Origin of the sequence: Chryseobacterium sp. Leaf201, assembly GCF_001421435.1 — a bacterium.
GTDB lineage: Bacteria > Bacteroidota > Bacteroidia > Flavobacteriales > Weeksellaceae > Chryseobacterium.
Map to the genome: position 1 here is coordinate 1 of NZ_LMKA01000032.1, position 2,757 is coordinate 2,757.

The following is a 2,757-nucleotide window of genomic DNA, read 5'->3' on the forward strand; positions in this document are numbered from 1 at the left end:
AAGCAATCACATAATGTAGATGATTAGTCCTTAATGTTCAGCTTATCTAAAAGCTCCTTCTGCGCTACTGACTTAACTCTCGTTTTCAGTGGGGCAAAGATAGAAACTTCAACCCTACCAACCAAATATATTTAACGTAAAATTTACTTTCTGTTCACTTTAAAACCCGCTTTGTGGGTAAGTACAGACTTATATTATTAACTCCTAAATCATTACAATAAAACCAGACTTATCCACAATAATCAAATAAAGCTTCTGAGTGTTATCTGGATGTTAATCAAGTGAAGTTGTTCCAGCTCTAAACAGCGAACCAAGGATTTTAAACAGGACTTATAGGCGTAAAAGAAAGTTCGGTGAAGTAGGTGTTTCCGGTTCTAAATGGAGAGTCAGTTCTTTAAACAGGCTTTATAAGTGTAGAAGAAGTTCAAGGAAGCAGGCTTTCCGGATTAAGAACATCTAAGAGCTAAATGGAGAGTCAGTTCTTTAAACAGGCTTTATAAGTGTAGAAGAAGTTCAAGGAAGCAGGCTTTCCGGATTAAGAACATCTAAGAGAATTGTATAATCAAGACTCTGAGGGAAACCTTATAGGTTTTCAAAACCTATAAGGTTTGAGTGAACGTTATTAAGTAGTATACTTATTATATATAAGGTATACTATATAAAGCGTACAATACATAAGAATAAAGTATCCTAAAACCACCCCGTCAAAAATCCCTAAAATTTTTGACACCCCTCCAAAGGAGGGGAGTTTTTACTGCCGGGATTATTGACAATGGCTGGTGGAAGTTAAATTAGAATGATAATAAGGGATGCTAAAGGTAGCGGATTATAAGACCATTATTTTTATACCCACGAAATCCTAGCCCCGATGTTCTATGTTACTATGCAAATTATTCAGGTTAAAATTTTAAAGTTTTTTTTTGATAATCCGGTTGATAATTAATCTTATTCTTCACCACTCCCTGAAACAGATTGCAACAGATCTTTAGTTTCCTTAAGCTCTTTTTCTAAGTGTTTTAATCTTCTCTCGTAATGTTTTTGTGTGTTTGGATTAATCTGAGGATGATAGCGAATAGATTTCAGCTTCACGCCATATCTCCTTTTTCTTACTCCAAATCATTCAGAAGCTTCAGTTCCTGATCAAGATACTCTATCTCAACACTTTTAGAAATATAATATCAGGCTGGAACATCTCCCAGTAAAGCCTGATCAGTTTGGCATCTTCAGCATCAGTCTTGCTTATGATATTTTTCATCCTTGCAAATGCTTAACAGACATACAGTTTATCAGACTTGAATCAAAGCCATGAACTAAAGATAAATGTAAAATACGACTGCTGTAATTTCCGGTGGCCTCAATGACAAAGCAATAATCTTCTATCCGAAGCTTCTTGAGAAATGACAAATAGAGCGCTGGATATTTTCTATATTAAAAACCTGGTCTCTATTTTCAAAATCATTGAAGCTTAATGTTAAAAACTTAGCGCCTACATCTACTCCAATTACTTTTTTTATTACTTTTGACATACAAAACTATTTTTTAAAGAAGTTTTCTTCTGATCCACCATGGTAAAAGTTATGGCTAAACAATGTTCTATACGGACTTGGAAGAAAACAGCAGCAGGAGGAGAAAATCAGGGGCGATATCTAAGTATCAAAGCAACGTCAGCCTTTATCCTGCTGCTTTTAATCTTTGGTTAATTTTTTTAACTAATTTATTAAAGTAGTTTTACTAAAGCAAACTTACCATAGGAACGGCTACCCCGCAACAAGGAAAGCATAAGCAAAGGAAAATGCAGTGGCAAACTCGGCGTGAGGAGTAAGAGTGGATAGCGAGATTAAGTTCCCAAGAAAAAATCAGCCTAGTTCCCCCTGATTCTGTTCAATATATCTTTATATAATAAGCCTATTTAAACTTTTTTGAGAAAAAAGAATTCCTAGAAATTATCAACCTTGAATTACAAAGTAAAAGAACTAAATTCTAAAACTCGTTAGCAAAGATAAATTAGAAAATAGATTTTGTCTCATTTAAGCACAGGGAAAAAATTATTTACAGGATTTTGATTTAGGGAAATTTTCAGGCTCAGCATAAATAATTAAGAACAGACTGTTAGTGACATTAATTAACTATGAAGGAATACTCTCCAAAACAAAAATAAGCTAGCAGCTTGTATAAGTAAAGACGGTTTTCTAAGCGAATCCAGATTTCTTTTACAGAATAATAAAGGAATATGATCATTCTTGGTATCAAATTAAGCAGCAACCATACAAGGAATAGCAAGATAAGAAATCAAGGAATATAATAATACCTATAATAAAAAATCCTGGAAAAGATCCTTTCCTTTTGAAATGATTCTGATATAGAGAATTTAAGCTCATTTCTGAATGTAAAAACCAAACCCAAGGAGATCTAATGGATGAGAAATATTTCGATTAGGATCTCTACGAAAGAAGATTTGAAATAGAAAGACTAATGCATGCAAAATCTATATTTCATCAGAAATGGTGAGGAGATAACTTCTAAATATAGTCTGTAATTACCTTAGCAAATTTAACACTTGATGCTTGGGTAAGGTATGTGTTAGTATGTTGATATAAACCCATCTATAATTCAGACTAATGAAATATTAAGTTCTATTTATACGGTATGTATTAAACGCAAAAACTCCTTCATCGGAATGAAGGAGTTTTAAATAAAGACTGGCGGCGACCTACTCTCCCGCTTTCGCAGTACCATCGGCGCTGGTGGGCTTAACTT

The 2,757-nt window shown here is 33.8% G+C and carries 1 protein-coding gene; it reads right to left on the reverse strand.

Annotation, left to right across the window (positions count from 1 at the left end):
* Nucleotides 1–1,376: 1,376 nt before the first annotated feature.
* Nucleotides 1,377–1,526, reverse strand: coding sequence for a hypothetical protein (locus tag ASE55_RS20235; RefSeq protein ID WP_157844623.1), 150 nt, complete (start codon nt 1,524–1,526; stop codon nt 1,377–1,379).
* Nucleotides 1,527–2,757: the final 1,231 nt, after the last annotated feature.